This window comes from Streptomyces sp. JHA26 (assembly GCF_002005565.1).
Taxonomy (GTDB): domain Bacteria; phylum Actinomycetota; class Actinomycetes; order Streptomycetales; family Streptomycetaceae; genus Streptomyces.
On record NZ_BDJC01000037.1, the window covers coordinates 44,204 to 67,929 of the forward strand.

Annotated in this window: 22 protein-coding genes, 1 tRNA gene and 1 pseudogene; 7 read left to right on the forward strand and 17 right to left on the reverse strand. The window is 73.5% G+C overall.

Annotated features, from left to right (window positions below):
• The 3 genes from cbiQ (at position 1) to JHAT_RS22165 (ending at position 2,793) form a co-directional block, all read left to right on the forward strand.
• Entirely contained in the window at positions 1 to 762 is a 762-nt protein-coding gene (gene cbiQ / locus JHAT_RS22155) for a cobalt ECF transporter T component CbiQ (RefSeq protein WP_077799997.1), read from the forward strand.
• A complete protein-coding gene (locus tag JHAT_RS22160) occupies positions 750 to 1,508 on the forward strand; it encodes an energy-coupling factor ABC transporter ATP-binding protein (protein ID WP_077799998.1) in 759 nt (252 codons plus the stop codon). Before cbiQ ends, JHAT_RS22160 begins: the two co-directional genes overlap by 13 nt.
• 100 nt (positions 1,509 to 1,608) lie before the next feature.
• Positions 1,609 to 2,793, forward strand: coding sequence for a serine hydrolase domain-containing protein (locus tag JHAT_RS22165; RefSeq protein ID WP_077800022.1), 1,185 nt, complete (start codon positions 1,609 to 1,611; stop codon positions 2,791 to 2,793).
• 39 nt (positions 2,794 to 2,832) lie between these two features.
• Here JHAT_RS22165 and JHAT_RS22170 read toward each other — a convergent pair whose 3' ends face one another.
• The 5 genes and pseudogenes from JHAT_RS22170 to JHAT_RS22190 form a co-directional block, all read right to left on the reverse strand.
• Positions 2,833 to 3,108 carry a DUF1876 domain-containing protein gene (locus tag JHAT_RS22170; protein WP_077800023.1) on the reverse strand — a complete coding sequence of 92 codons (276 nt, stop codon included), beginning with the start codon at positions 3,106 to 3,108 and terminating at the stop codon, positions 2,833 to 2,835.
• Between the two features lie 56 nt (positions 3,109 to 3,164).
• Positions 3,165 to 4,000, reverse strand: a pseudogene (locus tag JHAT_RS22175) (EamA family transporter).
• Positions 3,997 to 4,509, reverse strand: a complete 513-nt coding sequence (locus JHAT_RS22180; RefSeq protein ID WP_077799999.1) for a YbaK/EbsC family protein — start codon at positions 4,507 to 4,509, stop codon at positions 3,997 to 3,999. The pseudogene JHAT_RS22175 and the gene JHAT_RS22180 overlap by 4 nt, the downstream one beginning before the upstream one ends.
• A gap of 131 nt (positions 4,510 to 4,640) precedes the next feature.
• Positions 4,641 to 6,872: an MMPL family transporter gene (locus JHAT_RS22185; RefSeq protein ID WP_077800000.1), complete on the reverse strand. Its 2,232-nt coding sequence runs from the start codon at positions 6,870 to 6,872 to the stop codon at positions 4,641 to 4,643.
• A gap of 123 nt (positions 6,873 to 6,995) precedes the next feature.
• Positions 6,996 to 7,595: a TetR/AcrR family transcriptional regulator gene (locus JHAT_RS22190; RefSeq protein ID WP_077800001.1), complete on the reverse strand. Its 600-nt coding sequence runs from the start codon at positions 7,593 to 7,595 to the stop codon at positions 6,996 to 6,998.
• Positions 7,596 to 7,746: 151 nt separating this feature from the next.
• Between JHAT_RS22190 and JHAT_RS22195 the strand changes: the two genes are divergently transcribed.
• Complete coding sequence (locus tag JHAT_RS22195) at positions 7,747 to 11,184, forward strand: S41 family peptidase (RefSeq protein WP_077800002.1); 3,438 nt, start codon at positions 7,747 to 7,749, stop codon at positions 11,182 to 11,184.
• Between the two features lie 99 nt (positions 11,185 to 11,283).
• On the opposite strand, the gene JHAT_RS22200 is transcribed toward JHAT_RS22195, so the two are convergent.
• From JHAT_RS22200 to JHAT_RS22215, 4 genes are all read right to left on the reverse strand, one after another.
• The gene (locus JHAT_RS22200) at positions 11,284 to 11,487 is read right to left on the reverse strand and encodes a hypothetical protein (protein WP_077800003.1); all 204 of its coding nucleotides are present in this window, start codon (positions 11,485 to 11,487) and stop codon (positions 11,284 to 11,286) included.
• 86 nt (positions 11,488 to 11,573) lie between these two features.
• Positions 11,574 to 12,467: an SDR family oxidoreductase gene (locus JHAT_RS22205; RefSeq protein ID WP_077800004.1), complete on the reverse strand. Its 894-nt coding sequence runs from the start codon at positions 12,465 to 12,467 to the stop codon at positions 11,574 to 11,576.
• On the reverse strand, positions 12,464 to 13,411 hold the full coding sequence (locus JHAT_RS22210) for an alpha/beta fold hydrolase (RefSeq protein WP_077800005.1): 948 nt from the start codon (positions 13,409 to 13,411) through the stop codon (positions 12,464 to 12,466). The genes JHAT_RS22205 and JHAT_RS22210 overlap by 4 nt, the downstream gene beginning before the upstream one ends.
• Positions 13,408 to 14,937: an NAD(P)/FAD-dependent oxidoreductase gene (locus JHAT_RS22215; RefSeq protein WP_077800006.1), complete on the reverse strand. Its 1,530-nt coding sequence runs from the start codon at positions 14,935 to 14,937 to the stop codon at positions 13,408 to 13,410. The genes JHAT_RS22210 and JHAT_RS22215 overlap by 4 nt, the downstream gene beginning before the upstream one ends.
• A 210-nt stretch (positions 14,938 to 15,147) precedes the next feature.
• Between JHAT_RS22215 and JHAT_RS22220 the strand changes: the two genes are divergently transcribed.
• Positions 15,148 to 15,786, forward strand: coding sequence for a MerR family transcriptional regulator (locus tag JHAT_RS22220; protein ID WP_077800007.1), 639 nt, complete (start codon positions 15,148 to 15,150; stop codon positions 15,784 to 15,786).
• On the opposite strand, the gene JHAT_RS22225 is transcribed toward JHAT_RS22220, so the two are convergent.
• The gene (locus tag JHAT_RS22225; protein WP_171991002.1) at positions 15,774 to 16,577 is read right to left on the reverse strand and encodes an exodeoxyribonuclease III; all 804 of its coding nucleotides are present in this window, start codon (positions 16,575 to 16,577) and stop codon (positions 15,774 to 15,776) included. The two genes, JHAT_RS22220 and JHAT_RS22225, sit on opposite strands and share 13 nt — an antisense overlap.
• 68 nt (positions 16,578 to 16,645) lie before the next feature.
• Between JHAT_RS22225 and JHAT_RS22230 the strand changes: the two genes are divergently transcribed.
• On the forward strand, positions 16,646 to 17,131 hold the full coding sequence (locus JHAT_RS22230; RefSeq protein WP_077800009.1) for a GNAT family N-acetyltransferase: 486 nt from the start codon (positions 16,646 to 16,648) through the stop codon (positions 17,129 to 17,131).
• Between the two features lie 226 nt (positions 17,132 to 17,357).
• Here JHAT_RS22230 and JHAT_RS22235 read toward each other — a convergent pair.
• The 7 genes from JHAT_RS22235 to galU form a co-directional block, all read right to left on the reverse strand.
• Positions 17,358 to 17,431, reverse strand: a tRNA-Ala gene (locus JHAT_RS22235).
• 85 nt (positions 17,432 to 17,516) lie between these two features.
• Positions 17,517 to 18,743 carry a gephyrin-like molybdotransferase receptor GlpR gene (glpR, locus tag JHAT_RS22240; protein WP_077800010.1) on the reverse strand — a complete coding sequence of 409 codons (1,227 nt, stop codon included), beginning with the start codon at positions 18,741 to 18,743 and terminating at the stop codon, positions 17,517 to 17,519.
• A 185-nt stretch (positions 18,744 to 18,928) separates the two neighbouring features.
• On the reverse strand, positions 18,929 to 19,561 hold the full coding sequence (locus tag JHAT_RS22245; protein WP_253195570.1) for a GNAT family N-acetyltransferase: 633 nt from the start codon (positions 19,559 to 19,561) through the stop codon (positions 18,929 to 18,931).
• A gap of 26 nt (positions 19,562 to 19,587) precedes the next feature.
• Complete coding sequence (locus tag JHAT_RS22250; RefSeq protein ID WP_077800012.1) at positions 19,588 to 20,127, reverse strand: molybdenum cofactor biosynthesis protein B; 540 nt, start codon at positions 20,125 to 20,127, stop codon at positions 19,588 to 19,590.
• Positions 20,124 to 20,636 (reverse strand): cyclic pyranopterin monophosphate synthase MoaC, encoded by a 513-nt coding sequence (moaC, locus tag JHAT_RS22255; RefSeq protein ID WP_077800013.1) that lies wholly within the window; start codon positions 20,634 to 20,636, stop codon positions 20,124 to 20,126. Before moaC ends, JHAT_RS22250 begins: the two co-directional genes overlap by 4 nt.
• Before the next feature lie 85 nt (positions 20,637 to 20,721).
• Complete coding sequence (gene glp / locus JHAT_RS22260; protein WP_077800014.1) at positions 20,722 to 22,071, reverse strand: gephyrin-like molybdotransferase Glp; 1,350 nt, start codon at positions 22,069 to 22,071, stop codon at positions 20,722 to 20,724.
• A 5-nt stretch (positions 22,072 to 22,076) separates the two neighbouring features.
• On the reverse strand, positions 22,077 to 22,979 hold the full coding sequence (galU, locus tag JHAT_RS22265) for a UTP--glucose-1-phosphate uridylyltransferase GalU (protein WP_077800024.1): 903 nt from the start codon (positions 22,977 to 22,979) through the stop codon (positions 22,077 to 22,079).
• Positions 22,980 to 23,071: 92 nt separating this feature from the next.
• Between galU and JHAT_RS22270 the strand changes: the two genes are divergently transcribed.
• On the forward strand, positions 23,072 to 23,686 hold the full coding sequence (locus tag JHAT_RS22270) for a 5-formyltetrahydrofolate cyclo-ligase (RefSeq protein WP_077800015.1): 615 nt from the start codon (positions 23,072 to 23,074) through the stop codon (positions 23,684 to 23,686).
• Positions 23,687 to 23,726: the final 40 nt, after the last annotated feature.

Below are 23,726 nucleotides of genomic sequence, written 5' to 3' on the forward strand. Positions count from 1 at the left end.
ATGGGCGCGGGTCACGCACACCGGCTCTACCGGCACGGGCACTCCCCGGTGCACGGCCTGCCGCCGCACACCAAGCTCGCCGCGGTCTTCGCCTTCGTGGTCGTCGTGGTGTCGACCCCGCGCGAGGCGATGTGGGCCTTCGGCCTGTACGCGCTGCTGCTCGCGGGGGTGGCGTACGCGGCCCGCGTCCCGGCCGCCTTCCTGCTCAAGCGGCTGCTGATCGAGGTGCCGTTCGTCGCGTTCGCGGTGCTGATGCCGTTCGTGGCCGAGGGCGAGCGGGTCGACGTCCTCGGCATGTCGCTGAGCGTGGGCGGCCTGTGGGGCGCCTGGAACGTCCTGGCCAAGGGCACCCTGGGCGTCGCCGCCTCCGTCCTGCTCTCCTCCACCACCGAGCTGCGCGAACTGCTGCTCGGCCTGCAACGGCTGAAGCTGCCGCCGCTGCTCGTGCAGATCGCGTCCTTCATGATCCGCTACGGCGACGTCATCACCGACGAGATGCGGCGGATGCGGATCGCCCGTCAGTCGCGGGGCTTCGAGGCGACGGGCGTCCGGCACTGGGGCGTGCTCGCCAAGTCCGCCGGAGCCCTGTTCATCCGCTCCTACGAGCGCGGTGAGCGCGTCCACCTGGCCATGGTCAGCCGCGGGTACGCCGGTTCCATGCCGGTCATCGACGAGGTGACCGCGTCCCGGGCGCAGTGGTCGTCCGCACTGGCCCTCCCGTGTGCGGCACTGGTCGTCTGTCTGCTGGGATGGGTGCTGTGACAGCTTCTCTGGAGGTCTCCGGCCTCGCCTTCGCCTACCCCGACGGGCACCAGGCCCTCTTCGGCGTGGACTTCTCCGTCGCCCGCGGCGAGCGGGTCGCGCTGCTCGGCCCGAACGGCGCCGGCAAGACGACCCTGGTGCTCCACCTCAACGGCATCCTGTCCGGCGGCACCGGCACGGTCACCGTCGCCGGGCTGCCCGTGGACAAGCGGAACATGGCGGAGATCCGGCGCCGGGTCGGCATCGTCTTCCAGGACCCCGACGACCAGCTCTTCATGCCGACCGTGCGCGAGGACGTGGCCTTCGGACCGGCGGCGGCCGGGCTGAAGGGGGCCGAGCTGGAGGCGCGCGTGGACCGGGCGCTCGACCTGGTCGGCATGGCCGCGTTCAAGGACCGGCCCCCGCACCACCTCTCCTTCGGCCAGCGGCGCCGGGTGGCGGTCGCCACCGTGCTCGCCATGGAGCCGGAGATCCTGGTCCTGGACGAACCGTCCTCCAACCTGGACCCCGCCTCCCGCCGCGAGCTCGCCGACATCCTGCGCTCCCTCGACGTCACGGTCCTGATGGTCACCCACGACCTGCCCTACGCCCTGGAGCTGTGCCCCCGCGCCCTGGTCCTCAGCGACGGCGTGATCGCGGCGGACGGCCCGACCGCCGACCTGCTCTCGGACGACGCGCTGATGCGCGCCCACCGCCTGGAACTGCCCTTCGGTTTCGACCCGCGGTCGGTGACGACGCGTACGTGAGGAATCGCAGGCGGACGGTGGCTGTTGCACCCACCGTCGCAGGCGACGGGCCGGGGCAGGCCGGGACATCGGGAAGGGACGCGGGGAAGTGGACGCGAGCGTGGACGTGCACGGCACAGTGGCCGAGGGCTTCGAGCCGGTCGGGGAGGCGTTCGCCCGGAACTTCGCGGAGCTCGGGGACCGGGGCGCGGCGGTCGCCGTCTACCGGGACGGGCGCAGGGTCGTCGACCTGTGGGGCGGCACGCGCGACGTCGACGGCACCGAGCCGTGGCGCCGGGGCACCGCCCAGGTCGTGCGCTCGGCGACGAAGGGCGTCGCCGCCGCCGTACCGCTGCTGCTGCACCAGCGCGGGGAACTGGACCTGGACGCGCCGGTGGGCGCGTACTGGCCGGAGTTCAAGGCGCACGGCAAGGAACGGGTGCTGGTCCGGCACGTGCTGAACCACCGGGCCGGACTGCCGGTCCTGGACCGTCCGCTCACCCCCGAGGAGGCCCTCGACCCGCTGCGGGGCCCCGAGGCCGTCGCCGCCCAGGCGCCCGTCTGGGAGCCGGGCACCGACCACGGCTACCACGCGCTGACGTACGGCTGGCTGCTGGACGAGCTGGTGCGCAGGGTGACGGGCGGGCGGAGCGCGGGCGAGTGGATCGCCGACGAGATCGCCGGTCCGCTCGGCCTGGACCTGTGGCTCGGCCTGCCCGCCGAGGAGGAGCGCGCGGGCCGCGCCGGCCGGGTCGGCCGCATCGAGGACCCCGAGCCCTCCGGCGGGCTGCGCCTGCGCCCCAAGCGCTCCGTCACCGACGCCTACCAGGACCCGGACTCGCTCACCCGCCGCGCCTTCGCCGCGATCACGCCGTTCCCCGACCAGAACGACCCGGCGTACCGGGCGTCGGCGCTCCCGGCGACCAACGGCATCGCCACGGCCGACGCCCTGGCCCGCTTCTACGCGGCGCTGATCGGCGAGGTCGACGGCGTGACGCGGCGCGTGCGGCTGTTCGACCCGGCGACGACGGAACGGGCCCGCGCCGAGGAGTCGGCGGGCCCGGACCGCGTCCTGGTCGTGGGCACCCGCTTCGGCCTGGGCTACATGCTGCACGGCAGTGCGTCCCCGTTCCTGTCCCCCGGCTCCTTCGGCCACCCCGGCCGCGGCGGCGCCCTCGGCTTCGCCGACCCGGAGACGGGGATCTCCTTCGGCTACGTCACCAACGGCTTCCGCAGGACCGTGACGGCCGACCCGCGGGCCCAGGCCCTGGTGCGGGCGGTGCGGGCGTCGCTCGACGCGGGCTGAGACCCGGCGGCGGACGGAGCCGATCCGCCGGGGCCCGGCTCAGACGTGGATCGGGTGGGAGATCCTCCCCGACGCGTCGTCGATCTCGTCGTGCGCCTTGGTCAGCAGCTGCATCGCGAGCTCGTTCAACGCCCGCGCACCGGCGACCTCCTCCCCGACCCGGGGCTGCTGGGGGTCCACCCGGTGACGGCTGGCGTGGCCGTGCGCCCGCACCTCCGTGCCGTCGGGCAGCCGCACCATCGCGACCGCGCGCGTGTGCTGGTCGTCCTCCATGAACTCCAGCTCGACGTGCCATCCCACAGCGGTGTGCATCATGACGATCACCTCCGGAACACCTCCTTCCAGGGTGCTCCTCGTCGGCGCCGCACGCACTATCCGGTGTGCAGCATCAGCCCGATCCCGACGACCAGGAGGCCCGCCGCCGCGATCCGGGGCGCGCCGAACTTCTCCTCGAAGAAGAGGGCGCCGATCGCCGCGCCGACCAGGATGGAGGACTCGCGCAGCGCGGCGACCGGGGCGAGCTCGGCGCCCACAGGACGAGCGCGTAGGCGGCCACGGAGAGCGCGGCGCCGAACAGTCCGAGACCGGCCCGCGGCCGCAGCAGCGCCCAGGACGCGGCGCGGTGGCGGTACAGGAGGTACCCCGGGATGACCGTCCCCTGCACCGCCATCAGCCAGGCGATGTACCCGAGGGAGGTCCCGGAGGCGCGGACGCCCAGCCCGTCCACGACGGTGTACGCCGCGATGGTCACCCCGGTCGCCAGGGCCGCGCCGATCGCCGCCCAGTCGGGCCGGCGTCCGCGCAGGCCCCACAGGGCGACGCCGCTCAGTCCCGCGCAGGACAGCACGATGCCCGCGGCCGCCCACCCGTCGGGCACCTCGTGCGCGAAGACGGCGGCCAGGACGGTGACCAGCAACGGCGCGCTGCCGCGGGCGATCGGGTAGGCCTGCCCGAAGTCGCCCAGCCGGAAGGAGCGCATCAGCAGGGCGTAGTACGCGATGTGGATCGCGGCGGAGACGAGGAGGTACGGCCACGCCCCGGCCGCCGGGACCGCCGTGAACGGCAGCAGCGCGACCCCGATGAGCAGCCCGCCGCCGGAGATCAGCGCGAAACCGGTGAGCTTGTCGGCGATCCGGTGGGCGATGGCGTTCCAGCCGGCGTGCGTGACCGCGGCGAGCAGGACGGCGGCGGTGACCAGCGGGGTCACGCGGACGGCTCGCGCACGTCCACGAGGGTGGCGCCGGCGGTGGCGACGAGCTTCCCGGGCTCCATCGGGAAGACGCTGTACGGCGTGCCGGCGGCGGCCCAGACGACCTCGTGCGCGAGCAGGGACCGGTCGGCGAGGACCCGGGTCCGCTCGCGGTGCCCGAAGGGCGGCACTCCGCCGATGGCGTACCCGGTGGTCTCCCGCACGACGTCGGCCCCGGCCCGCGTGACCTTCCGGGCACCGAGCTCCTCCCGGACCCGCTCGACGTCGACGCGGGAGGCGCCGTCCATGAGCACCAGCACGGGCACCCCGTCCGCGGCGAAGACCAGCGACTTGCAGATCTGGCTCAGCTCGCACCCGATCGCGGCGGCGGCCTCGGCGGCGGTCCGCGTGGCCTCGGGGAACCGCCGCGCCCGCCCGACGAGGTCGTCGAGCCCGAGCTCACGCAGGGCGTCGGCGAAACGGGGGTGGGCCGCAAAGGCCCCGGAGGCGTCGTCGGTCGTCGTCATGGGCGGCACGGTAGCGGTACGCGCAGCCCGCGGGCGACCCGGTTCGCGGGCCCCGCACACGACGGGGCCGGTGAGGGCCGCCGCGTCCCCGCGGAGCCCTCACCGGCCGGTCTGTCGTCGGGTGCGGTGCGTCAGGTGCGCACCGGTACCCGGTCCTCGTCGGGGTCGGTGCGCCTGTCGTCGGCCGTGCGCAGGCCCTCGCCCTCGACGTCCACGTTGGGCAGGACGCGGTCCAGCCACTTCGGCAGCCACCAGGCCCGCTTGCCGAGCAGGGCGAGGACGGCCGGGACGATGGCCATGCGGACGACGAAGGCGTCGAAGAAGACGGCGGTCGCCAGGCCGAAGCCGATCATCTTGACCATGGACTCGCTGGAGCCGATGAAGCCCGCGAAGACCGCCATCATGATCACCGCGGCCGCGGTGACGACGCGTGCGCCGTGCTTGAAGCCGGTGACGACCGCCTGGTTCGGCTTCTCGCCGTGGACGTACGCCTCCCGCATGCGGGTGACCAGGAAGACCTCGTAGTCCATCGCCAGGCCGAAGACCACGCCGACCATGAAGATCGGCATCATCGACATGACCGGGCCGGTCTCCTCGACGCCCATCAGGCCGGACAGCCAACCCCACTGGAAGACCGCGACGACCGCGCCGAGCGCCGCCATGACGGAGAGCAGGAAGCCGAGGGCCGCCTTCAGCGGGACCAGGACCGAGCGGAAGACCACGATCAGGAGGAGGAAGGCCAGGCCGACGACCAGGACCAGGTAGGGCAGCAGCGCGTCGTTGAGCTTCTGGCTGACGTCGATGTTCATCGCCGTCGCGCCGGTGACCAGGGTCTCCGCACCGGTGTCCGCCTTGATGTCGCCGCCCGCGTCGCGGATGGCGTGCACCAGGTCCTCGGTCTGCACGGAGGACGGCTTGGAGTCCGGGACCACGGTGATCGTCGCGGTGTCGCCGGCCTTGTTGGGCGCGGGCGGGGTCACCGCCACGACGCCGTCCAGGCCCTTGATCTCGTCGGAGACGGCGGCGAACGCGTCCTTCGGGGCGTCGCTGCCCTTGGCGTCCACCACGACCATCAGCGGGCCGTTGAAGCCGGCGCCGAAGCCCTCCGACAGCAGGTCGTACGCCCGGCGCTGCGTCGTGGACGTCGGCTGGGAACCGTCGTCGGGCAGGCCCAGCTCCAGGGAGGCCGCGGGGATCGCGGCGGCGCCGAGGCCGAGGACGCCGAGCAGGAGCACGGCGACGGGGCGGCGGACGACGAAGCTCGCCCAGCGGGTGCCCATGTTGGGCTTGGCGGGCTCGCCGGCCTCCTTCTTCCGCGCGGCACGGGCGCCGCCCAGCAGCTTGCTCTTCTCACCGGCCGGCTTGACCCTGCGGCCCGCGTAGCCGAGCAGCGCGGGGATCATCGTGAGGGCGATCAGGACCGCGACGGCGACCGTGCCGGCCGCCGCGACGCCCATCTTGGTCAGCATCGGGATGTTGACGACCGCTAGGCCCACCAGGGCGATGACCACGGTGAGGCCGGCGAAGACCACGGCGGAGCCCGCGGTGCCGACGGCCCGGCCGGCCGCCTCCTCGCGTTCGCGGCCCTCGGCGAGTTCCGCGCGGTAGCGGGAGACGATGAACAGGGCGTAGTCGATGCCGACCGCGAGGCCGATCATCATCGCCAGGATCGAGGTCGTGGAACCCAGCTCCAGCGCGCTCGCCAGCGCCGTGATCGTCGAGACGCCGATGCCGACGCCGATCAGCGCGGTGAGCAGCGGCAGCCCCGCCGCGACCAGCGAGCCGAAGGTGATGACGAGGACGACGGCCGCGACCGCGATGCCGATGATCTCCGTGGAGCCGGTCTCCGGGGCGGCCTGGAGCGCGTCACCGCCGATCTCGACGGTCAGCCCGGCGTCGCGCGCCTGCTGCGCGGCGTCCTCCAGGGCGTCCTTGGTGGACTCCTCCAGCTCCATGCCGGAGACGTCGTAGCGCACCGAGGCGTAGGCGATCGTGCCGTCCTTGCTGACGGCGTTGCCGGTGTAGGGGTCGGCGACCGAGGCGACCTCGGAGCCGTCCGCGAGCTCGTCGACGGTCTTCTCGACGGTCGCCTTGTGGCCGGCGTCCGTCATCTTCTCGCCGGCCGGCGCCTTGAAGACGACGCGTGCGGTCGCGCCGTCGGCGCTCTGGCCCGGGAAGCGCTGTTCGAGCAGGTCGAAGGCCTTCTGGGCCTCGGTGCCCGGGATGGAGAAGGACGAGTTGCCGGCGGGCGGGGCGCTGGCCGCGCCGACACCGGCGAGCGTCAGCAGCGCCACCCATATCAGGGCGACGAGGTGCCGTCGCCGGAAGGCGAGCCGGCCGAGTTTGTAGAGGAATGTGGCCACGAGGGCGTACTCCCGGTCAGGTCGTTGGTCTTCAGGGCAGGGATGATCAGCCCGACGACGTGAGCGGTGACGTCAGGTGGGGCTCGAACGGGGTGCAGGCGGGGGGCCTGCCGGAGGGACGTGTCAGGAGGCGGGGACGCCGAGAGCGGGGAGGATCACGGCGTCGATGTAGGAGGTGAGGAAGGCCCGGGTCGGCGGCTGGTCGTCGAGCAGCGTGCGGGTGGCGAAACCGCCGACCAGCATGTGCACGAGGAAGTCCAGCGCCGGGCAGTCCGGTCTGACCTCGCCCCGGTCGACCGCGCGTTGCAGCAGCCGCCGGAACTCCGCCATCTCCGGTTCGATGAGCTGTTCCCGGAACGCCTGGCGCAGATCCGGGTTCTGGTGGAGCGCCATGGCCACACCCCGCATCAGCGCGGAGTTCTGCTCCATGGTGCAGTCGTCCTCGCGGGCCATCAGGGCGTGCAGGTCACCGCGGAGGGAGCCGGTGTCGACCTCGTCGGTCCTGCCGGGCTTGCCGTGCCGCATGGCCTTGACCACCAGCTCGGGCTTGCCGCCCCACTGGCGGTAGAGCGTCGCCTTGCTGGACCGGGTGCGGGCGGCCACGGCGTCCATGGTGAGGGCGTCGTAGCCGACTTCCCGGAGCAGGTCGAGCACGGCGCCGTACAGCTCGGCCTCGCGCTCGGGAGTGATCCGACTCCGACGCGCGGTGGCGGTCCCGGTCATCTCGCTCTCCCCTCTCTCCGTTCAGAACGACACCGTTTCGTCCATGAGAAATGTACCCCGCTCCGCTAGCGAAACGAAACGGTTTCGTTCGTGTTGTGGGTCACGGTTGTCAGCTCCCCATAAGTTGCCGGTGCCCTGTGCGCGGCAAAGCATGGGAGGGGTGAGTTATCTGCGCCTTCCCCACCTCAGCGGCGACCGGCTGTGCTTCGTGGCCGAGGACGATCTCTGGCTCGCCGACCTCGACGGTCCGGGCCGCGCCTGGCGGCTCACCGTCGACCGCACCAAGGCGGGCCACCCCCGCTTCTCCCCGGACGGCCGCCACATCGCCTACACCAGCTGGCGCACCCTGGTGCCGGAGGTCCACCTCGTGCCGGTGGACGGCGGGCCCGGACGCCGGCTCACCCACTGGGGAGGCCTCGACACCCGTGTCTGCGGCTGGACGCCGCCCGGCCCCGACGGCACCGGCGCCGTCCTGGCCGTCGCCTCCCACGGCGAGCCCTTCTCGCACCTGACCTGGGCCTACAAGATCTCCCTCGACGGCGACCCCGGCCGCAAGCTGCCCTGGGGCCCGGTCACCGACATCCAGGTGGCGGACCTGGCCGGCGAGCGCAGGTCGCTCCTGCTCACCGGCACCCCGCCGCACGAACCCGCCGCCTGGAAGCGCTACCGGGGCGGCGCCACCGGCCGGCTGTGGCTGCACGGGCAGCGCCTGCTCGCGGACCTGGACGGGCACCTCGACTCCCCCATGTTCGTCGGCGGCCGGATCGCGTTCCTCTCCGACCACGAAGGCGTCGGCAACCTCTACTCGTGCGCCCACGACGGCTCCGACCTGCGCCGCCACACCGACCACGACGCCTTCTACGCCCGCCACGCCTCCAGCGACGGCACGCGTGTGGTGTACCAGTGCGCGGGCGACCTGTGGATCGTCGACGACCTCTCGCCCGGCTCGGTGCCGCGCCGCCTCGACGTCCGGCTGAGCGGGCCGCGCGCGGGACGGCGCACGTACCAGGTGCCCGCCGCCCAGAACGTGGGCGGCCTCTCCGTCGACGAGACGGGCCGCGCGAGCGCCGTCGTCGTGCGCGGCAGCCTGTACTGGCTCACCCACCGCGACGGCCCGGCACGCACCCTCGCCGACACCCCGGGCGTACGGGTCCGGCTCCCCGAGATGCTGGGGGCGAGCGGACGGATCGCCTACGTGACGGACGCGGACGGCGAGGACGCCGTCGAGATCTCCTACCTGCCGCGGGCGACGGGCGGCCGCGCGCCCCGGCGACTGGCCTCGGGCAGGCTCGGCCGGGTGCTGGAGCTGGTCTCGGACCCGGCGGGCGGACGCCTCGCCGTCGCCTCGCACGACGGGCGGCTGCTGCTGCTCGACGTGTCGGAGGAGACGGAGGCCGCCGAGGCGCTGGAGGCGGCCGGTGACGGCGCAGCCGACCCGGACGACGGCGCGGGGGCCGCCGGGGCGGAGCCGAGCGGCGCGGGGGCCGCCGGGGCGGAGCCGCGGGCAGAGGGCCCGGACGTCGGGGCGACCGGCGAGGACACCGGCGGCGCGGACGGCGCCGGCGACGGCGTCGTCACCGAGTTGATCCGGTCGGTCAACGGCCCCGTCCGCGACCTCGCCTTCTCCCCGGACGGTGCGTGGCTGACGTGGTCCCACCCCGGGATCGGGCGCTCGTTGCGGCAGATCAGGATGGCCCGCATCGACGGACCGGACGGGCCGGTCGTCGTCGACGTGACCAACGGCCGCTTCGAGGACGAGAACCCGGTGTTCACCAGCGACGGCCGCTACCTCGCGTTCCTGTCCTGGCGCGGCTTCGACCCGGTGTACGACGTGCACACCGGGGACCTGTCCTTCCCGCTGGGCTGCCGCCCCTACCTGGTGCCGCTGTCGTCGGCGACCCCCTCCCCCTTCGCGCTGAACCCCGAGGGCCGCCCGGCCGCCGGCGGTCTGGACCCGCTGGAGGACGAGGCCGGCGAGGGCGGCCCGGTGACCGTGGAGGCGGAGGGGCTGGAGGCGCGGGTGACGCCGTTCCCGGTGGCCGCCTCCAAGTACTCGGCGCTGCACCCGGTCGCGGGCGGCGGCCTGGTCTGGCTGCGCTGGCCGATCTCGGGCGCGCTCGGCGAGACCTTCGCCAACCCGGACGACCCGAGCGAGCGCCCCACCCTGGAGCACTTCAACCTCGCCAAGGCGAAGAAGTCCGAACTGGTCAACCACCTCGACTGGTTCCGGGTCAGCGGCGACGGCACCCGGCTGGTCGTGCTCGACGAGGGCGACCTGCGCGCCGTGCCGGCGACCGAGGCGGGCGACGGGGACTCGACCACCTGGATCGACCTGCGCCGCATCCTGCACGAGGCCGACCCGGCCGCCGAGTGGCGCCAGGCGTACGAGGAGGCGGGCCGGCTGATCCGCGCCCACTTCTGGGACCCCGGCATGTGCGGCATCGACTGGGACGCGGTGCTGGACCAGTACCGCCCGCTGGTCGAACGGGTCGCCACCCCGGACGAGTTCGCCGACCTGCTGCGCGAGGTCCTCGGCGAACTGGGCACCTCGCACGCCTACGTCGCCGCCGCCCGGCGCAACGAGGGCCCGGCGCACTACCAGCGCTGGCAGGGCCTGCTCGGCGCCAACTTCGTGTGCCGGGACGGCCGCTGGATCGTCAAGCGGATCCTGCCCGGCGACTCCTCCGACTCCAAGGCCCGTTCGCCGCTGGCCGGCACGGGCATCCGCGAGGGCGCCGTCCTCACCCACGTGGACGGCCGCCCGGTCGACCCGGTGGCGGGACCGACCCCGCTGCTCGCCGGCGCGGGCGGGACGACCGTGGAGCTCACCTTCTCCCCGGCCGAGGGCGGGCCGGGCCCCGCCCGCCGGGTCGCCGTCGTCCCGCTGATCGACGAGCGTCCGCTGCGCTACCAGGACTGGGTGACCAAGCGCCGCGAGGTGGTGCGGGAGTTGAGCGGCGGACGCTGCGGCTACCTGCACATCCCCGACATGGGCGGCTCCGGCTGGGCGCAGTTCAACCGCGACCTGCGCATGGAGGTGTCCCGGCCCGCGCTGATCGTGGACGTGCGCGGCAACGCGGGCGGGCACATCAGCGAACTGGTCATCGAGAAGCTGACGCGCACGATCCTGGGCTGGGACCTGACGCGCGACGCCCAGCCGGTGTCGTACACCTCCAACGCCCCGCGCGGGCCGGTGGTGGCGCTCGCGGACGAGGCGACGTCCTCCGACGGCGACATGATCACGGCCGCCTTCAAGCTGCTGCGGCTCGGCCCGGTGGTCGGCCAGCGCACCTGGGGCGGTGTGGTCGGCATGACCGGCCGGCACCGCCTGGGCGACGGCACGGTGATCACGGTGCCGATGAACGCGGCCTGGTTCGACGCCTACGGCTGGTCCGTGGAGAACCACGGCGTCGCCCCCGACGTGGAGGCGCTGCGCACCCCGCTGGACTGGGCCGAGGGCCGCTACCCGGTGCTGGACGAGGCGGTGCGGCTCGCGCTGGAGCTGCTGGAGACCAACCCGTCCGCGACACCGCCCGGTTACGACGACGTACCGGACCGCTCCCGGCCGCCGCTGCCGCCCCGGGGGTGACGCCCCCCCGGAGGTGACAGCCGGAGGGCGTCACCCCCGGCGCACGGGAAAGGCGCCCTCCGTGCGGCGGAGGGCGCCTCCTCTACTCAGCGCGGCGCGTCAGGCGTCGTAGCTCTCCCCGATGCGCTCGTCCGCGTCCCGGCGGCGCGAGGACGGGTCCATCTCGTCCTCGTCGCGACGGCGGTCGCGGTTGTGCATCTGGTCCTTGGCCTGCTCGGCGCGCTGCTTGCCCTGCTCGGCACGCTGCTTGCCCTGCTGCTGCATGCGCTCGGCCTTGTCCTGGAACTGGTCCTTGATACCCATGTGGGTTCACTCCTGTGGTGTTTCGGGCCGGCCGGATCGGCCGGGCCCGATCAGATTCACACGGGCGGTGACCCTGCGCATGTCGATCAGTGACGGTCCGTAGCCGCGGTCGTCCGGTGCTGTTCGTCGGCGGCTCCGCCCGCCCCGACCAGCCCCGTGCGCATGCCGTCCAGCCGGTCCGCGAAGCGCCGCATCTCGCGCTGCCCGACGGTGCCGATGACGGCCGGCAGGTACCCGCGCACGCCCTGCATGCCGCGCAGCCACCACTGCCCGTAGACGTGGCTCGCCCGGCGTTCGACGCCCTCCACGAGCCGGTCCACCGCCGGGCCCAGCGGATACGTCTTGTTCGACGGCCACGGCAGCCGCTGCCGCAACTCCCGCATGACGTCGTCCTGGTCGGCGCCGCGCACCATGTCGGTGTCGGTCCAGGACAGGTAGCCGACGCCGACCTTCACGCCCCGGTGGCCGACCTCGGCGCGCAGGCTGTGCGCGTACGCCTCCACGCCGGACTTGGAAGCGCAGTAGGCGGTCATCATCGGCGCGGGCGTGATGGCGGCCAGGGACGCGATCTGCAGCAGGTAACCGCGGCTCTCCAGCAGCGCCGGCAGGAAGGCGCGGGCCGTCACCGCCGAGCCGATCAGGTTGACCTCGATGACCCGCCGCCAGGACGCCGGGTCGGAGTCGACGAACGGACCGCCGGTGGCCACACCGGCGTTGGCGACCACGATGTCGACCTTGCCGAACCGTTCCCGCACCTCGCCGGCGACCCGGGTCATCACCTCGTGGTCGGTGACGTCGGCGTGCCAGACCTCGCACTCGGTGTGCAGCCGCGCCGCGACCTGCTTGAGCCCGTCCGGCTCCAGCCCGACCAGGGCCACCTTCACCCCGCGTGCGGAGAGCTTGCGGGCCAGCAGCTCCCCGACGCCCCGCGCCGCCCCGGTGACGACGGCGACGCGTCCTTCCAGGCTCACCCTGCTCATGCGCTCTCCTCGACGTGTACGGCGTCCGGCTGCGCGGACGCGGCGGGTATGTGGGCGGCGGCGAGCGCGCGTATCCTCCCGGTGACCAGCTCCGGCGCCTCCACCGGCGTCATGTGGCCGATCCCCGGGAGTTCCGTCAGGCCCACGCAGTCGGGCAGGGCCGCCGCCAGCGCGCGGGCGTGCACGGGCGGGGTCAGCCGGTCGGCGGTCCCGACGACCACCTCGACCGGCAGGTCCAACTCCCGTACGCCGTGGTCGAGGTCGAGCAGGTCGAGCACCTGCGACCAGGCGTGGCGCGCTCCGCGCGGGCAGGCGTGCACGATGCGGGCGCAGGCCTCGACCATGTGCGCGGCCGAACCCGGGCCCATCGTGCCGTACTTGAGGATCCTGAGCGCCAGCGGCGTGACCGGTCCGAGCGGTGCCCGGGAGCCGAGGATCCGCCGGGTCAGCCAGGTGCGCACCGGGCCCTCCCGCAGCGGCAGCACCGTCGCGGACGCCACCAGCTTCGAACTGCCCGTGCTGCACAGCAGAACGGCCGCGGCGTGCTCGCGCAGTGCCGGCCGCGCGGCGGCGGCCAGGACCGTCATCCCGCCCATGGAGTGCCCGGCGATCACGGCCCTCTCCCCCGGTGCGAGCGTCGCCTTCAGCACGGCCTCGAGGTCGTCGGCGAGGGCGTCGGTGCCGCACGCCCGACTCGCCGGACTGCGGCCGTGACCGCGCTGGTCGTAGGCGATGACCCGGTGGTCGGCGGACAGGCCGCGGATCTGCGCCGCCCAGAAGGCGGTCGAGCAGGTCCAGCCGTGGGACAGGACGACCGCGGGCGCGTCGTCGGGGCCGTGCACCTCGACGTGCAGCCGGGCGCCGTCGGCGGAGGCGACGGTCAGCACGCGGGCGGGCTCGGGCGGGGCGTAGGGCCCGGAGGCGACGTGGGCGAGGCGGCTCACGCGCCCACCTCCGCGCTCTTCGCGGCGGGGGCCTTCCGGGCGGCCGGGGCGCGCAGCACCTCGTACTCGGCGAGGTCCACCCGCCGTGTCGCACGCCGGAACTCGGCGGTCGTGCCGGGCCAGATGGTGGTGTTGCGGCCGCTCGGGTCCAGGTACCAGCTGGTGCAGCCGCCGGTGTTCCACACGGTGCGCTTCATGCGCTCCTGCACCCGGTGGTTCCACCCCCGCACCGCGGTGGAACGGGCGTCCAGGGCGACCCTTCCGCCGAGGACGTTCAACTGGCGCAGGTAGTCGGCCAGGTAGTTCAGCTGCGACTCGATCATGAGGATCATGGACGAGTTCCCGAGGCCGGTGTTGGGCCCGATGATCGTCATGAAGTTGGGGAAGCCGGCCGCCGTGGCGCCGCGCAGGGCCTCCATGCCGCCCTTCCAGGTCTCGGCGAGGGTCCGCCCGTCCGCGCCCACGACCCGCTCGGCGATGGGCATGTCCGTGACGTGGAAGCCGGTGCTGAAGATGATCACGTCGGCCTCGGTCTCGCTGCCGTCGGCGCCGACGAGGGTGCTGCCGCGGACCTCGGTGAGACCGCTCGCGATCACGTCCACGTTGGGCCGGGCGAGCGCCGGGTAGTACGTGCTCGACAGCAGGATCCGCTTGCAGCCGATGCGGTAGTCGGGGGTGAGCTTGGCGCGCAGGGCCGGGTCCTTGATCGCGGCGGCCATGTTGCGCCGGGCGATCTTCTCGACGAAGCCCAGCTCGTTCGGGTGCTTGGTGAAGGCCTGCACCTGGAGCTCCCGGATGCCCCACAGCAGGCCGCGGCGCAGCTTGGTGGTGACCGGCAGCGCCCGGTGCAGGGCGCGTTCGGCGCCGCTGATCGGCCGGTCCATGCGGGGCATCACCCAGGCCGGGGTGCGCTGGAAGAGGGTGAGGCGGCCGACCTTCGGCTGGATGGACGGCACGATCTGGATGGCGGAGGCGCCGGTGCCGATCACGGCGACGCGCTTGCCGGTGAGGTCGTGGTCGTGGTCCCAGCGGGCCGAGTGGAAGACCTTGCCGGGGAAGGAGTCGAGGCCGGGGATGTCCGGGACCTTGGGGTCGGACAGCGGGCCGGTCGCGGAGACGACGACGTCGGCGGTGAGCGTGCCGCGCACGGTCTCGATCTCCCACCGCAGCTGCTCGCCGTCCCACGCCATCCGCTTCACCTCCGAGTCGAAGCGGAGGTGGGGGCGCAGCCCGAAGGTGTCGGCCACGTGCTCCAGGTACGCCCGGATGTGCCGCTGCCCCGAGAAGGTGCGCGGCCACTCCGGGTTGGGCGCGAAGGAGAACGAGTACAGATGGGACGGCACGTCACAGGCGCACCCCGGGTAGCTGTTGTCCCGCCAGGTGCCGCCGACGCTGTCGGACCTCTCGAGGACGACGAAGTCGGTGATCCCCTCACGGCGCAGCCGCACCGCGGCGCCCAGCCCGCCGAAGCCGGACCCGATCACCGCCACCCGCACGTGTTCTCGAACCTGCTCGTGCTCGGCCATCCCGAAGCCTCCACGCATCGCCTAGAACTCTGCCAGTGAACACTGGCGCAATGGGGAGGGTAGAACAGCTCCGTACTGATGGGTAGGGGGCGACAAGGACTTTCACCTCGGCGACCACCGCCGCGGGTACCGCCGGTACGGCATAGGCTTTCCGGCGTGGCAGAAGACGCTGGAGACGCTGGACGGCCCGAGGGCCCACGCGAGTACCGCATGGAGGAACTGGCCCGGCTGGCCGGCATCACGGTGCGCACCCTGCGCTTCTACCGCGAACGCAAACTGATCCCGCCGCCCCGCCGCGAGGGCCGCATCGCCTGGTACGACGACCACCACCTGGCCCGCCTGCGCACCATCGCCGCCCTCCTGGAACGCGGCCACACCCTCAACGGCATCGCGGAGCTCGCCGACGCCTTCGAACACGGCCGCGACGTCGGCGACCTGCTCGGCCTCGGCGAACCCACCGAGGAGACCCCGGTCCGCCTCACCCCCGAGGAACTCGCCGCCCGCTTCGAGGGCGAGGTCACCCCGGAGAACCTCGCCGCCGCCATGGAGCTGGGCTACCTCGGCACCGACGGCGACGAACTCGTCCACATCAGCCACCGCCTGCTGGACGTCTCCTCCGCCCTGGTCCGCGAGGGCATACCCCTCGCCGAGGTCCTGGACGCCGGCAAACGCGTCCGCGACCACGCCGACGCCCTCGCCGAGCTCTTCGCCGACCTGATCCTGCGTCACGCCCCCGAGCAGGACCTCCACCGCCTGCGCCCCCTGGCCCGCAGCGTGGTCGAGGCGGAACTCTCCCTGGCTCTGGACCGACGGCTGCGGAAGGGGTCGGACGGGGGTCAGCGGCCGTAGACGACGGTCACCGGCGCATGGTCCGACCAGCGCTCGGCGTGCGTGGCGGCCCGCTCGACGTACCCCTCGACGGCCCGGGCCGCCAGCCCCGGGGTGGCCACCTGGAGGTCGATCCGCCACCCCGAGTCGTTGTCGAAGGCCCGCCCCCGGTACGACCACCACGTGTACGGCCCCTCCACGTCGGGGTGCAGGGCGCGGACGACGTCCACGTAGCCGCCGTCGGCCGGGTCGAGGACGCGGCCCAGCCACGCGCGCTCCTCCGGCAGGAAGCCGGAGTTCTTCCGGTTGGCGCGCCAGTTCTTCAGGTCGGCCTCGCGGTGGGCGATGTTCCAGTCGCCGCAGACCACGACCTCGCGTCCCTCGGCGGCGGCGCGCTCGCGCAGGCCCTTGAGGTGGGCGAGGAACTCGTCCATGAAGCGGACCTTCTCCTCCTGGCGCTCGGTGCCGACCTCGCCGGAGGGCAGGTAGAGGGAGGCGACCGTCACACCCGGCAGGTCGGCCTCGACGTACCGGCCGGCGGTGTCGAACTCCGGCGAGCCGAAGCCGACCCGTACGCGGTCGGGCTCGCGGCGGGTGTAGAGGGAGACACCGGCGCGGCCCTTGGCGGCGGCGGGGGCGTGCGTCACGTGCCAGCCGTCGGGGGCGCGCACGTGCTCGGGCAGTTGTCCGGGCTCGGCCCGTACCTCCTGGAGGCACAGCACGTCGGCGGAGGTGCCCGCGAGCCATTCCACGAAGCCCTTCTTCGCGGCGGCGCGCAGACCGTTCACGTTCACGGAGGTCACGGTGAGCATCAGCGCACGATACCGGCACACTGGACGATGTCCCGCTCCGGACAGTGCATCGATATACGGTAGGAAGAATGAACATACGCCGGGTCCCCTTCGACCACCCCGACGCCGTGAAGCTGAACGACGAGGTCCAGGCCGAGTACGACGTCCGCTACGGCGACGGCGGCGACGCCACGCACCTCGACGCCGCGGACTTCGCGCCGCCGAACGGTCTCTACCTGATCGCGTACGACGAGAACGACGTCCCGGTCGCCTCCGGCGGCTGGCGCCGTCAGGACGCCAACGACGAGGGCAACCGCGACGGGGACGCCGAGCTCAAGCGGATGTTCGTGATCGAGCAGATGCGCGGCCGGGGGCTGGCCCGCCGCATGCTGGCCGCCCTGGAGGAGGACGCCCGTGCGGCCGGCCGGCTCCGGATGGTCCTGGAGACCGGCACCAAGCAGCCGGAGGCCGTCGCCCTGTACCTGTCCAGCGGCTACGAGCCCTGCAAGAAGTTCGGCTACTACCGCTTCCACGAGGAGAGCCTCTGCTACGCGAAGGCCCTCCGGACCCCGTAGGCCGCACGCGGACGGGTTCACCCGCTGCCCCGAGCCCCGCTCCCCCCAAGTCCCGCCCCCGCCGCACCGGTCCGGAGGGTCCCCTCGCGGTTTCGCGGACCCCGTGCACACCGGACGGGCGGGGGTGGCGGGGAACACGGGCATCGCCGGCACGGGCGGCCGGCGCGACTCCCGGGAACACGATGAAGCCCCTGCCAGTAACCACTGACAGGGGCTTCATGCTGCGTGGACCTGAGGGGATTTGAACCCCTGGCCCCCTCGATGCGAACGAGGTGCGCTACCGGACTGCGCCACAGGCCCTTGCAACGAGTGAAACTTTAGCACCCCGATCGGCCTGCTCAAAAATCCCTTCCCGGAGCCCGGGCGGGGGTGGGCTCCGGGCACGCTATTCGTTGGCCGCGCGGGGGCGGTCGCCGTCCTCGTACTGGTCGAACAGCGGTGTCCGGCCCCGCCCCCGGGCGCGGCGGGCGGACCCGGTGCGGCGGGCGTCGCCGCGGCCGGAGCCCTCGGACCGGTCCTCGGGTCGGCCCTCGGCGCGGCCGGCCGGGCCGTCCGGTGCCGGCCGGGCCTCCGCGTCCCCCTCCGTCCGGTCCGGGGTGACCGCGCTGGAGCGGGCCGAGCTCCAGGCGTCGGGCGCCGCGAGATCCACGTCGGGTGTGGCGCGGGGGGCGACCGGGGCGGTGACGTAGGTGGGCAGGGGGACCGGCACGGGGTCCCAGCTGTCGCCCTGGCCGGGCCGTCGCTCCCGTTCGCGCTGCTGGTCGACCCACTCGGCGTGGTCGGTCTGCTCCACCAGCGCCCGGCGGTCCGCGGCGAGCGCGGAGAGCCCGGGGTCGGGTTCGGCGTCGGGCGCCTCGTCCGGCTCCTCGGCCTCGGGGGCGCCGGCGGCGTCGGCGGGGACGCGCCGGCGCGGCTGGCGTTCACGCAGCCGCTGTGCGGCGGCCTCGGCCTGACGGCGGTCCATCTGGAAGGCGAACCGGCGGCGTTCCTGGGACCGCAGGTAGGCGATGTAGGCGCTGAGCAGCACCGCGGGCACGCCGGGCGCCCACAGGAACGCCAGTCCGCCGACCGCGGCGACCACCGAGCCGAGCGTGAAGGCCAGGAAGAGCATCATGGTGGTACGCCGACGGCGTGCGAGCACCTTCATGCGCCGGGCACGGGCCGCCGCCGGTGAGGCGGGGGCGCGGCGGGCGGGCGGCACGCCCCTGCGGGCCGGTGCGGCACCGGACTCGGGGGCCTGCGCGGATCTGTCGCGGTCGGCGTCTCCGTCCGTCCCGGCGTGGTCCGGCGCGGGCCGCTCCGCCGCGTCCTGCGGGACCGGCCGGGTGTGCCGACGGGTCCTGGACACGGCGAACGCCCGGACGTCCACCGAGCCGGTGGCGGTGTCCGGGGCGACGGCGTCGAACTCCGCCTCGTCGGCGGAGCGCGACTGCAGGTCCTTGGCGTACCGGCGCTCCATGCCCGCCCGTCCGGACAGCAGCCGGATGGCGGTGCTGAAGCGTTCCGTCGGACGGGCTTCGTTCAGCTCGTCCTGCCTACGGAGCCACATCGGCACCAAGTAGGCGGCCCAGGCCCCGACGATGACTGCGTAGATGAGGCCGCTGCTGCTCACATCTCACACGGTAGAGGGGTTTGCACGGGGCCATCCGCCAATTGGGCCGGTGTGTCGCACGATCCGGCTGATATTTCGAGCTTTTTTTGCGACCGATGCGACCAACCGACCGTCGAAGTCACGGATTTATCCGCTTCCACGACGTCTTCCGCAACGCCGCACCCCGATCAAATTCGAACGTTTATTCAATTCCGGTGTTCCGCCGGGCCCGGATTGCCCGGGCTGTTCCGCGTGCTCCGCTCCCGTGACCGGTGCCAGCGCCGCAGCAGCCCCTCCGGTACCTCTTCCGCGGTGAGCGCGAACACGAGATGGTCGCGCCATCCGCCGTCGATGTGGAGATAACGCGGCCTGAGGCCCTCCTCGCGGAATCCGAGTTTCTCCACGACCCGGCGGCTGGGCCCGTTCTCGGGGCGAATACAGACCTCGACGCGATGCAGGCCGACGGTGCGGAAACAGTGGTCCACGGCCATCGCGACGGCCGTGGGCATCACCCCGCGCCCGGCCACCGCCTCGTCCACCCAGTAGCCGACGTGGCCGGAGCACATCGAGCCCCAGGTGATCCCGGCCACCGTCAACTGGCCGACCAGCCGTCCCTGGTACTCGATGACGAAGGGCAGCATCCGGCCGGCGTTCGCCTCGGACCGCAGGTGGCGGACCATCTGGCGGTACGTCGGCCGGTGCGCGAGCGGCCCGCCGGGCGCGGGCGGCGGGATGGTCGCCTCCCAGGGGCGCAGCCAGTCGCGGTTGCGCCGGTTGACCTCGCGCCACGCCCGCTGGTCGCGCAGCTTTATGGGCCGGAGGACGATGTCGCCGTCCACCAGCTCGACGGGCCAGGACGGGCCGTTCAGCTCGCACCCCCGCTGTCGGAGGGTCTGGGGTGGTCACCGCCGCGGAGCTGGTCCACGGCGTGCTTCAGCAGGGGCTCCAGGACCGCGAGGCCGTCCTTCACGCCGCCGGTGGAACCCGGCAGGTTGACGATCAGCGTCCCGCCCGCCACCCCGGCCAGGCCGCGGGAGAGCGCCGCGGTGGGCACCTTGTCGCGGCCGTGCGCGCGAATCGCCTCGGCGATGCCGGGGACCTCGTGGTCGAGCACCGCCCGGGTCGCCTCGGGGGTGCGGTCGGTGGGCGAGACGCCGGTGCCGCCGGTGGTGACGATCACGTCGTAGCCCGCCTCCACGCCCGCGCGCAGGGCGGCCTCCACGGGGTCGCCGTCGGGGACGACCTGCGGGCCGTCGACGGCGAAGCCGAAGCGGCCGAGGCCCTCGGCGATCAGCGGGCCGCCCCTGTCCTCGTAGACACCGGCGGCGGCCCGGTTGGAGGCGGTGACCACCAGGGCGCTGTACGGGGCGACGAGGGCGCCCCCGATCGACGCGTCCGGCGTCATGACCGGCTCCAGTCGCCCGACTTGCCGCCCGTCTTCTCCTCCACGCGCACGTCCGTGATGACCGCTCCCTTGTCGACCGCCTTGACCATGTCGACCACGGTGAGCGCGGCGACGGAGACCGCGGTGAGCGCCTCCATCTCGACGCCCGTGCGATCCGTCGTCCGCACCGTGGCGGTGATCTCCACGGCGTCGTCCGCGACCGACAGGTCCAGTTTCACACCGGAGAGCGCCAAGGGGTGACAGAGCGGGATCAGATCGGGGGTGCGCTTGGCGCCCATGATGCCCGCGATCCGGGCGGTGGCCAGGGCGTCGCCCTTGGGGACCCCCTCGCCGCGCAGCAGCTCGACCACGCGGGGCGCGACCAGGACGCGTCCGCTGGCGCGTGCGGTGCGTGCGGTCACGTCCTTGGCGGACACGTCGACCATGCGGGCGGCGCCCGCCTCGTCGATGTGCGTCAGCCGGTCCTGCGTGTCCTGGCCGTCCTGCGTGGGTCGGTCCTGCGTGCTCATGCTGTGTGGCGCTCCCGGTCCGGGCCCGGCGCGGTGCGGCGCGTGGGCCTGCTGTGCGCGACACGGTACCGCCAACCGGGCGGGGTCAGCGGAGCAGGACCACCTCGACCTCGGTGCCGGGCTCGACCGATTCGACGTCCTCGGGGACGACGATCAGCGCGTCGGCGTGCGCGAGGGCCGCCACGAGGTGGGACCCGGCGCCGCCGACCGGGGTGACCGTCCCGTCGGCGAAGGTGCCGCGCAGGAACTGTCGGCGGCCCTGGGGCGAGGTCAGCGCCTTCTCGGCGGCGAGGGTCGCGGTGACGGTCGGGCGGTGCACGTCGGCGAGGCCCATGAGGGCACGGATCGCGGGGCGCACGAACAGTTCGAAGGAGACGTACGACGACACCGGGTTGCCCGGCAGGGCGAGCAGCGGGGTGTGGTCGGGGCCGACGGAGCCGAAGCCCTGGGGCTTGCCGGGCTGCATGGCGAGCTTGCGGAACTCCACGCCGCTGCCCGGCTCGTCCTCGTCGGCGACGTGGGCGAGGGCCTCCTTGACCACGTCGTACGCCCCGACGCTGACCCCGCCGGTGGTGACCATCAGGTCGGCACGGACGAGCTGGTCCTCGATGGTGCTCCGCAGCGTCTCGGCGTCGTCGGCGACCGCGCCCACGCGGTAGGCGATGGCGCCGGCGTCGCGGGCGGCGGCGGTGAGGGCGAAGCTGTTGGAGTCGTAGATCTGACCGTGGGCCAGCGCCTCGTCGGGCTGGACGAGTTCGCTGCCGGTGGAGAGCACCACCACGCGCGGGCGGGGGTGCACCCGGACCCGGCCGCGCCCGATCGCGGCGAGCAGGGCGATCTGCGGCGGCCCGAGGACCGTTCCGGCCTCCAGGGCCCGGTCGCCGGACCTCACGTCGCTGCCCGCCGCGCGCACGTGCGCGCGTGCCCCGGCCGGCCGGTACACGTGGACCTGCCCCTCGGCGCCCTCGGGGGCGAGGCTGCGGGCCCGCATCCCGGCGACCGGGCCCTCGCCGAGGCCGCCGTCCGTCCACTCGACGGGGACGACGGTCTCGGCGCCGGGCGGCAGCGGGGCGCCGGTCATGATGCGGGCGGCCTGGCCGGGGCCCACGGACGGCGGGTCGGCCCGGCCGGCGGCGACGTCGCCGACGACCTCCAGGACGGCGGGGTACTCCTCGCTCGCCCCCGCCACGTCGGCGACCCGCACCGCATACCCGTCCATGGAGCTGTTGTCGAACGGCGGCAGCGAGAGGGGCACCGTGATGTCGTCGACCAGGACGCACCCCTGGGCGTCGAGCAGGTTCAGCTCGATGGGTTCCAGGGGGCGGACGGTGGCGAGGATGTCGTCCAGGTGGTCCTGCACCGACCACAGCCGGTCGGGACCGAAGTCCGCTCCTGCGTGGTCGTGGCCGGTGTCACGGGGCTCGGCGCTGCTCAACGTCGTTACATCTCCTCGGCTACGTAACTGCGGAGCCAGGTCCGGAAGTCGGGGCCCAGGTCCTCACGTTCGCACGCGAGCCTGACGATGGCACGCAGGTAGTCGCCGCGGTCACCGGTGTCGTAGCGGCGGCCCTTGAAGACGACGCCGTGCACCGGGCCGCCGACCTTTTCGTCCTCCGCGAGCTGCTGGAGGGCGTCGGTGAGCTGGATCTCACCGCCGCGGCCGGGCTCGGTCTTGCGCAGTATGCCGAAGACGTGCGGGTCGAGGACGTAACGGCCGATGATGGCGTAGTTGGAGGGGGCGTCGGCCGGTTCGGGCTTCTCGACCAGTCCGCTCACCTTGACGACGTCGCCGTCCTCGGTGGCCTCGACGGCGGCGCAGCCGTAGAGGTGGATCTGCTCGGGCTCGACCTCCATGAGGGCGATGACGCTGCCGCCGTACCGCGCCTGCACGTCGATCATGCGCTGCAGCAGCGGGTCGCGCGGGTCGATCAGGTCGTCGCCGAGCAGGACCGCGAAGGGCTCGTCACCGACGTGCGGGGCGGCGCACAGCACGGCGTGACCGAGTCCCTTGGGGTCGCCCTGGCGGACGTAGTGGATCATCGCGAGGTCGCTGGACTCCTGGACCTTGGCCAGCCGGCTCGCGTCGCCCTTCTTCTGGAGGGCGGACTCCAGCTCGTAGTTGCGGTCGAAGTGGTCCTCGAGGGGACGCTTGTTGCGGCCCGTGACCATGAGGACGTCGCCGAGACCCGCGGAGACGGCCTCTTCGACCACGTACTGGATCGCCGGCTTGTCGACGACCGGCAGCATCTCCTTGGGAGTGGCTTTGGTGGCCGGCAGGAACCGGGTACCAAGTCCGGCTGCGGGGATGACAGCCTTGCTGATCCTGGGGTGGGACTGAGTCATGCCCGCCACCATATCCGGTGACTTCGGGCGGATCCGCAACTCCGGACCGCCCGCGCTCATATGAGCACACAAGAACGGTACAGGAGGGACTTTTGACGTTCAGCGGACATGCCGGCGGGTCCGGCAAGCGGGCCCTGCGGCGGGAGTTCCTCGAGGTGAGGGACGGCTTGACGGCGGACGAGGTGCGCGGGGCGGCGGACGCGCTGGCCTCACGGGCGCTCGCACTGCCCGAGGTCGCGGGGGCGGAGGTCGTGGCGGCGTACGTCTCCGTGGGCGCCGAACCGGGCACCCTCGCGCTGCTGGACGCGCTGCGCGCGCGGGGCGTGCGCGTGCTGCTGCCGGCGCTGCTGCCCGACAACGACCTGGACTGGGGCGTCTACGCCGGGGAGGACTCCCTCGCGCGCGTGCGGCACGGCGGGCGGATGGCGCTGTACGAACCCGTCGGCGAGCGCCTCGGCCCGGACGCGGTGACCGGCGCCGACGTCGTGCTGCTGCCGGGCCTCGCGGTCGACGAGCGCGGCATGCGGCTGGGGCGCGGCGGCGGGTCCTACGACCGGGTCCTCGCGCGGCTGGAGCGGGCGGGCGCACGGCCCGCGCTGCTGGTCCTGCTGTACGACCGGGAGGTCGTCGCGCACGTTCCCGAGGAGCCGCACGACCGGCCGGTGGACGCGGTGGTGACCCCGTCGGGGGTGCGCCGGTTCCGCTGACGCGCGCATGACTGGCGCCCGCTGACGCGCACACGGAGAA

Coding starts and splice junctions, on each gene's coding strand:
- cbiQ (WP_077799997.1), top strand. CDS start 1: ATGGGCGCGGGTCACGCACACCGGCTCTACCGGCACGGGCACTCCCCG.
- JHAT_RS22160 (WP_077799998.1), top strand. CDS start 750: ATGGGTGCTGTGACAGCTTCTCTGGAGGTCTCCGGCCTCGCCTTCGCC.
- JHAT_RS22170 (WP_077800023.1), bottom strand. CDS start 3,108: ATGATGCACACCGCTGTGGGATGGCACGTCGAGCTGGAGTTCATGGAG.
- JHAT_RS22180 (WP_077799999.1), bottom strand. CDS start 4,509: ATGACGACGACCGACGACGCCTCCGGGGCCTTTGCGGCCCACCCCCGT.
- JHAT_RS22190 (WP_077800001.1), bottom strand. CDS start 7,595: ATGACCGGGACCGCCACCGCGCGTCGGAGTCGGATCACTCCCGAGCGC.
- JHAT_RS22195 (WP_077800002.1), top strand. CDS start 7,747: ATGGGAGGGGTGAGTTATCTGCGCCTTCCCCACCTCAGCGGCGACCGG.
- JHAT_RS22200 (WP_077800003.1), bottom strand. CDS start 11,487: ATGGGTATCAAGGACCAGTTCCAGGACAAGGCCGAGCGCATGCAGCAG.
- JHAT_RS22205 (WP_077800004.1), bottom strand. CDS start 12,467: ATGAGCAGGGTGAGCCTGGAAGGACGCGTCGCCGTCGTCACCGGGGCG.
- JHAT_RS22215 (WP_077800006.1), bottom strand. CDS start 14,937: ATGGCCGAGCACGAGCAGGTTCGAGAACACGTGCGGGTGGCGGTGATC.
- JHAT_RS22220 (WP_077800007.1), top strand. CDS start 15,148: ATGGAGGAACTGGCCCGGCTGGCCGGCATCACGGTGCGCACCCTGCGC.
- JHAT_RS22225 (WP_171991002.1), bottom strand. CDS start 16,577: ATGCTCACCGTGACCTCCGTGAACGTGAACGGTCTGCGCGCCGCCGCG.
- JHAT_RS22230 (WP_077800009.1), top strand. CDS start 16,646: ATGAACATACGCCGGGTCCCCTTCGACCACCCCGACGCCGTGAAGCTG.
- JHAT_RS22250 (WP_077800012.1), bottom strand. CDS start 20,127: ATGACGCCGGACGCGTCGATCGGGGGCGCCCTCGTCGCCCCGTACAGC.
- moaC (WP_077800013.1), bottom strand. CDS start 20,636: ATGAGCACGCAGGACCGACCCACGCAGGACGGCCAGGACACGCAGGAC.
- galU (WP_077800024.1), bottom strand. CDS start 22,979: ATGACTCAGTCCCACCCCAGGATCAGCAAGGCTGTCATCCCCGCAGCC.